Origin of the sequence: Microcoleus sp. (assembly GCF_049646505.1) — a bacterium.
GTDB lineage: Bacteria > Cyanobacteriota > Cyanobacteriia > Cyanobacteriales > Microcoleaceae > Microcoleus.
In genome coordinates this window covers 1-6,191 of the sequence record NZ_JBARVX010000010.1, presented here as the reverse complement: position 1 = coordinate 6,191, position 6,191 = coordinate 1, and the positions used below count along the sequence as shown (strand labels likewise).

The window sequence follows — 6,191 nt, the reverse complement described above, 5'->3', positions numbered from 1 at the left end:
AAGGACGGCAGTGCCAAGATATGCGAAAAGCGCTGGAAATAGCCACCAGACAAGCTACAGCAGTTGCCGGCGCGGCTGCTGGTGAATCTGTTTCCGAAATCTCTGGGCAAACTTCTAGTCTCGATTTGCAAGTAAGTCGTTATTTGGGCCCAGATGTTCACTTGTTTGGAACGCCAATTTTAGTCAAGAATTTGGAACGCGGACGGGTTTATGTTTTTAGCAGTGACCCGCAATATCTGTGGACTGCCAGCAGACAGAAATTAGTTCGGTTGGTGGCAGACCAAACCGCCGTGGCCATCTACAAAGATGAACTTACTGTTAAGTTGGCTGAAAAAGAACGCTTAGATAGAGAGTTAGAAATCGGGGCGGAAATTCAATTGCGGCTGCAACCCCGCAGTTGTCCGAAAATTCCCGGTCTTGACGTGGCCGCCCGCTGCCAAACCGCTAGCAGAGTCGGTGGAGATTATTATGATTTTATTCCTGCTGACTATGACCCGATCGGCAAGGCGGATGAGGGGCAACACCCCCCATCCCTAATTGAAAATCTCAAGTCCAAAATCGACAAGGGCCGCTGGAGCATCGTCATCGGCGACGTGATGGGCAAGGGAGTGCCGGCGGGCCTGTTGATGACGATGACTAGGGGTATGCTGCGGGCCGAGGTTTTGAACCGTCATTCGCCTGCGAGAATTTTGCAGCATTTAAACCGGGTAATGCACGCGGATTTGGAAAATTCCCACCGTTTTGTAACTTTGTTTTATTCGGAATACGACCCGAAAACTCGCGTTTTGTCTTACAGCAATGCCGCTCACCACCCGCCTTTGCTGTGGCAAGCTGCAACTAATTCGATTGTTGGGCTCGATACTTTGGAGGGTATGTTAATTGGGCTGGATGCTGATTCGCAGTACCAAGAAGCCCACGTGCAATTGCAGCCGGGAGATACTATTATTTATTACACTGACGGTTTTACTGATGCTGCCAACCCAAGGGGCGATCGCTTTGATGAGGATAACTTGATCGAAGCTTTTCAGTGGGCTTGTCAAAATTACCAGCAGTCTGAGGAAATTTTGGATTATTTGTTCGATCGAGTTCACCAGTTTGTCGGCATTGGCAATCGCAACGAAGATGATATGACACTGGTGGTACTTAGAGTAACACCTTTAGCAGGAGAAAATCACCATGATAGTTAATTTTATGCCGGAAATTATTGCTGGACCGATCGGCTCTATTCCTTGGCATGATGCGGTTTATTTGTTAGTTGTGAAATCTCATTTGAATACGGTGATTTTGGGCCAAAGTTACGAGATTTTTACTAATTTCCAGAAAGCTTGGAACAATTTTGTGTCCACCGGTCAAATAGGAGCTTTTTTTATAGGTATATTTGTCGGCTGGTTCTTTAAGGGCATTTTTCCTTAGAGCTTTGGTGGGACTTGGGGCATTAGGAAAAGATTCGATCGATTCCGGTTGTACCGTCAGGTGATTGTTGACTGTTGACTGTTGACTGTTGACTGTTAACTGTTGACTGTTAACTGTTGACTGTTGACTGTTGGCTGTTAACTGTTGACTGTTGACTGTTGCCCAATGCCCAATGCCCAATGCCCAATGCCCAATGCCCAATGCCCATGACTGTTGACTGTTGACTCGATTTTATTATTCCGATGCAACCGGAAAAGATTTGAAAAGTTAGCAGGCGGGACTTCATTTTTTTCTGATGCAGTATAATTTTAATAATTTTGTAGTCAGGAATTCAGTTTTTTAGTGTCAATACAGGTATAAAAAGTTTGCAGTCGGGATTAAAGTCTTTTTTTGCCGAATTAGGGAAGCAGGATTTTAGTTTGATGCTGCAAATCGGCAGACTTGCATTTCGATGCCCAGAACCGGTTTTTTAAAGACTTCTGCAACAGACATATAATCTAGTTTTACCTTCAGTAATGACAGCACAACAAAAAACTTGGAGTCAAAGATTTGAATCGGCGCTGCACCCAGCGATCGCCCGATTCAATGCTAGTATTGGCTTCGACATTGAACTGATTGAGTACGATTTGACTGGTTCTGTCGCTCACGCTAAAATGCTCGCCAAAACGGGGATTATTTCCGCAGCAGAAGGCGAACAGTTAGTCAATGGTTTGGAACAAATCCGCCGCGAATACCGGGAAGGTGTTTTTGTTCCGGGAGTTGATGCAGAAGACGTTCACTTTGCGGTAGAGAAGCGACTGACGGATATTGTCGGGGATGCGGGCAAAAAGTTGCACACGGCCCGATCGCGCAACGATCAAGCAGGTACCGATACTCGTTTGTATTTGCGCGATCGCATCGCCGAAATTCGCCAGCAATTGCGGGAATTTCAAGGAGTTTTGCTCGATATTGCCGAGCTTAACGTCGAAACTTTAATCCCCGGCTACACGCACTTGCAGCGCGCTCAGCCAATCAGTTTGGCTCATTACTTGTTAGCTTATTTTGAAATGTCCGATCGCGATTGGGAACGTCTCGGCGATGTCTCCAAGCGGGTGAATGTTTCGCCTTTGGGTTGCGGCGCGCTGGCGGGGACGACTTTCCCGATCGACCGACATTATACGGCAGAACTCTTGCATTTTGACAAGGTTTATGCTAATAGCTTAGATGGAGTGAGCGATCGAGATTTTGCGATCGAATTTCTCGCAGCGTGCAGCTTGATTTTGGTACACTTGAGCCGCCTGTCAGAAGAAATGATTTTGTGGTCTTCTCACGAATTTGGATTTATTACCCTCAAAGATAGCTGCGCTACAGGTTCTAGCATCATGCCCCAGAAAAAAAATCCCGACGTGCCGGAGTTGGTGCGGGGCAAAGCGGGACGGGTGTTCGGTAACTTGCAAGCCTTGTTAGTAGTAGTGAAGGGACTTCCTTTGGCCTACAACAAGGATTTGCAAGAAGATAAAGAAGGTTTGTTTGATAGTGTCAAAACGGTACAGGGTTGCTTGGAAGCAATGACGATTTTGCTGCGGGAAGGAATCGCGTTTAACCGCGATCGCCTCGCCGCTGCTGTTACCGAAGACTTTTCTAACGCTACAGACGTCGCAGACTACTTGGCCGCTAAAGGCGTTCCCTTCCGGGAAGCTTACAACCTCGTGGGCAAAGTCGTCAAAACTTGCCTCTCGGGGGGCAAACTCCTCAAAGACTTGACAATCGAGGAGTGGAAAGACTTGCACCCTGCATTTGAGACAGACATTTACAGCGCGATCGCGCCTCAGCAAGTGGTGGCGGCTCGCAATAGTTATGGAGGTACCGGGTTTGAACAAGTGAGAAAATCACTTATCGCTGCGCGCGATCGGCTCGCCTAAACATCGTTAAATTCTCGGACAAATTCGGGCTGGCTATCTCTCCGAAAGAACGATCGTGTTTTCCACTCTGGTTCTAAATTGGGCAGATAGCCTGACTCTATTACTCTTCAGCAGCAGCCATATCCTTGTCCCGTCCGCCGCCGCCGCCGCTCATGGCGCCCATTCCGCCGCCGTTGCCGCCGTCAAATCGCCTTCTCTTGTTGGAGAACATATCTTGATTTCTCCGCTTGCGAAATTTGCGAGCGTATGCTTGATTTCGTTGTGCCTTCTCTTTCTTGAGATTGCGGCGCTTAGCCATTATGACCTCACTAATAAACATTGACATTCCCCTGGCTTTCACGCCTGGGGATTCTTAAGCTTGACACTCTGTACACTCTTGTTGACTGAGATTCTGGCTTGGGCGAAGTCACTTACTTCTGACAGGATTTCTCCAGCGCAAGTAGAGGTGTCTTCTCCCCAAGCGTGAATTCCGGTATACCCTACCGTACTCGATCAGTTCTCTTTATGTAGTGTTTTGTTAAAATTTAGTTTCCCTAAACCGCAACACCTATCGGTGTTACTACGCACTCAACTAATCCAGTTAAGTTTTTACGTTGTCTAGTTATACTCAATTTTAGACAGATGACGATCATAACACACCCCGCACTCTTACCCAGAAATCAAGAACGCGGCGTTAAAGTCCCTTTCTAATCCGCGCCCGATCGGCACGCAATGTTTTTAATCTCCCAGAATATTTATCTCAACTAATGACACTCAATCCCGGTGACGCGAGCTCCTGTCTTCAGCCTGCCCGACGCTGCCGGCAATTTGGTTGGCCTGGCAGATTTGCGAGGGCGGCGAGCTGTACTCTATTTTTACCATCGGGACAATACCTCCGGCTGTACGAAAGAAGCTTGCTGCTTTCGCGAAATTCATTCAGACTGCGAGTCGCGCAATATTATTGTAGTCCTGTCAGTACGGACGGGGCCGGCTCCCGCGGCAAGTTGGCAGCTAAATATCAACTGCCTTTTGCGTTGCTGTACGACTCAAAGGCCGAAGTCGCTACCGCCTGCGGCTGTTACCGACTCAAAAAGTTTATGGGAAAAGAATTTATGGGAATTATTCGATCGACTTTCGCGATCGACCCAGATGGTAGGATTGAAAAGGTTTATTGCAAAATCAAACCAGAATCTCGCGCAGCGGAGATTTTAGCAGACTTGCTAGAAATCTCGCCGGAATGACAAATGCAAAATTTAAGACTCCAGAGCTGCGAGCTAGGAGGCATCGAAATACTTTCTCCTAAACAAACTTTTGAGTTTATGCGTCGATTGTGGCAAATTGGACAAACTGTGCTCGGGCTGATTTTTCGACACCCCGTCACCGGTACTGCTGTAATTCCCATATTACCTGACGGGCGAATTGTGTTGATTCGCCGCCGCGACAACGGTCGCTGGGGACTGCCGGGAGGTATGGTGGACTGGGGAGAGGATGTTCCGACGACAGTGCGGCGGGAATTGGCGGAGGAAACAGGACTCGATTTAGTCAAAATCCGTCGCTTGGTGGGCGTTTATTCGGCTGCCGATCGCGATCCTCGCCTGCACTCGATTTGCATCGTGGTGGCTGCAGAGGTGGAGGGAAAGATCCAAGCTCAGGATACGCTGGAAGTCAGCGAGGTTGAGGCATTTTTGCCGGGATCGCTGCCGGAGGGTATGCTCAGCCACGATAACGACCAGCACTTGCAGGACTATTTTCAAGGTCGGACAACTTTGGCTTAAATCGGCGGGGTACCCAAATTTAAGTAAAGTCGGAAACTACCTCGCCGTCAAAATTTGTCTGCGATGAGTGGAATTAATTTTTAATTTTTCCATACTTTAATTTACAAGTTCTGAACCTTAAATTAATCATCTTTTTATTGCTAAATATTTAACCGGATGTACTTACAGCTACGCAATTCTCGGGTCAAACTTTCTTTAGGGCACATCTTCTGGCACGAAGTCGGTCAAGGCCCTAATTTAGTATTTTTACACGGTTCTTGGCAGGACAGCAGTCAGTGGTTGGGGACGATCGAACATTTGAGCCCTTACTACCAATGTTTCGCGCCAGATTTGCTGGGGTTTGGCGATTCCGAACGGCCGAACGTTCATTATTCGATCGACTTGGAAGTAGAATGTCTCGCCCAATACCTGGATGCTTTGAACCTGCGACAGGTTTATTTAGTCGGTCATTCTGTGGGCGGCTGGGTGGCTGCCAGCTACGCGATCAAATATCCCGATCGAGTTCAAGGTTTGGTATTGTTTGCCCCTGAAGGCGTCAAGGTTGGCCACCGGCGGGCGCGGTGGCAGACGGCTCGCTGGCTGGTGGCTCAACCTCCGCTGGCTTACTGGTTGCTGCGATCGATCTATCCCGTTGCTAAGTTTGTGGGCGGCAAAAAAAAGATTGACCGACTGCTAAATTTCAGACAGCAGTTGATGCAGTCTGTTGTTGCCGTGCAGTTGCTGTTTAAGCGGCGGCGGGCTGAAATTACAGCGGAGTTAGTTGATGAGAATTTACCATTGCTCAAAGCGCCTGTTTTGCTGTTGCACGGTTCTGAAGATACCGTCACAGCTTTGTCTCTGTGTCAATGTTATGCCGCTCTAGTTCCTGATGCCGAACTGCAATCTATCAATCCCGGGGAAAGCAACTTGCCACAGGAAGTCCCGGATCTTGTTGCTAAATATATTCGGGAGTTTGCTAAGTGAATTAGTCAGCAGTCATTGGGAATTGGGCATTGGCCAAACAGGGAATTGGGAATTGGGAATTGGGCATTGGGCAAACAGGGAATTGGGAATTGGGCAAACAGGGAATTGGGCAAACAGGGCATTGGCCAAACAGGGAATTGGGAATTGGGCAAACAGGGAA

At 48.1% G+C, this 6,191-nt stretch carries 8 protein-coding genes; 6 read left to right on the top strand and 2 right to left on the bottom strand.

Annotated elements, in window-relative coordinates; all coding sequences use genetic code 11:
• Both WBA89_RS00675 and WBA89_RS00670 read left to right on the top strand, forming a co-directional pair.
• Positions 1–1,187, top strand: a 1,187-nt coding sequence (locus WBA89_RS00675; RefSeq protein WP_424403111.1) for a PP2C family protein-serine/threonine phosphatase, incomplete at its 5' end; no start/stop codon positions are given.
• Entirely contained in the window at positions 1,177–1,413 is a 237-nt protein-coding gene (locus WBA89_RS00670) for a hypothetical protein (protein WP_424403109.1), read from the top strand. The genes WBA89_RS00675 and WBA89_RS00670, both read left to right, overlap by 11 nt.
• 109 nt (positions 1,414–1,522) lie before the next feature.
• On the opposite strand, the gene WBA89_RS00665 is transcribed toward WBA89_RS00670, so the two are convergent.
• Positions 1,523–1,699: a hypothetical protein gene (locus tag WBA89_RS00665; RefSeq protein ID WP_424403107.1), complete on the bottom strand. Its 177-nt coding sequence runs from the start codon at positions 1,697–1,699 to the stop codon at positions 1,523–1,525.
• A 229-nt stretch (positions 1,700–1,928) separates the two neighbouring features.
• On the opposite strand from WBA89_RS00665, the gene argH reads away from it, so the two are divergent.
• A complete protein-coding gene (argH, locus tag WBA89_RS00660) occupies positions 1,929–3,314 on the top strand; it encodes an argininosuccinate lyase (RefSeq protein ID WP_424403105.1) in 1,386 nt (461 codons plus the stop codon).
• Between the two features lie 100 nt (positions 3,315–3,414).
• Here argH and WBA89_RS00655 read toward each other — a convergent pair whose 3' ends face one another.
• Positions 3,415–3,612, bottom strand: a complete 198-nt coding sequence (locus WBA89_RS00655) for a hypothetical protein (RefSeq protein ID WP_424403103.1) — start codon at positions 3,610–3,612, stop codon at positions 3,415–3,417.
• A 448-nt stretch (positions 3,613–4,060) separates the two neighbouring features.
• On the opposite strand from WBA89_RS00655, the gene WBA89_RS00650 reads away from it, so the two are divergent.
• From WBA89_RS00650 to WBA89_RS00640, 3 genes are all read left to right on the top strand, one after another.
• On the top strand, positions 4,061–4,534 hold the full coding sequence (locus WBA89_RS00650) for a redoxin domain-containing protein (protein WP_424403101.1): 474 nt from the start codon (positions 4,061–4,063) through the stop codon (positions 4,532–4,534).
• A gap of 78 nt (positions 4,535–4,612) precedes the next feature.
• On the top strand, positions 4,613–5,068 hold the full coding sequence (locus WBA89_RS00645; RefSeq protein ID WP_424403113.1) for an NUDIX domain-containing protein: 456 nt from the start codon (positions 4,613–4,615) through the stop codon (positions 5,066–5,068).
• Positions 5,069–5,224: 156 nt separating this feature from the next.
• A complete protein-coding gene (locus tag WBA89_RS00640; protein WP_424403099.1) occupies positions 5,225–6,031 on the top strand; it encodes an alpha/beta fold hydrolase in 807 nt (268 codons plus the stop codon).
• The last annotated feature ends 160 nt before the right edge of the window (positions 6,032–6,191 follow it).

Bases quoted from the DNA above. Each gene is read 5' to 3' on its own strand.
- WBA89_RS00670 (WP_424403109.1), top strand. From the start codon at position 1,177: ATGATAGTTAATTTTATGCCGGAAATTATTGCTGGACCGATCGGCTCT.
- WBA89_RS00665 (WP_424403107.1), bottom strand. From the start codon at position 1,699: ATGAAGTCCCGCCTGCTAACTTTTCAAATCTTTTCCGGTTGCATCGGA.
- argH (WP_424403105.1), top strand. From the start codon at position 1,929: ATGACAGCACAACAAAAAACTTGGAGTCAAAGATTTGAATCGGCGCTG.
- WBA89_RS00655 (WP_424403103.1), bottom strand. From the start codon at position 3,612: ATGGCTAAGCGCCGCAATCTCAAGAAAGAGAAGGCACAACGAAATCAA.
- WBA89_RS00650 (WP_424403101.1), top strand. From the start codon at position 4,061: ATGACACTCAATCCCGGTGACGCGAGCTCCTGTCTTCAGCCTGCCCGA.
- WBA89_RS00645 (WP_424403113.1), top strand. From the start codon at position 4,613: ATGCGTCGATTGTGGCAAATTGGACAAACTGTGCTCGGGCTGATTTTT.
- WBA89_RS00640 (WP_424403099.1), top strand. From the start codon at position 5,225: ATGTACTTACAGCTACGCAATTCTCGGGTCAAACTTTCTTTAGGGCAC.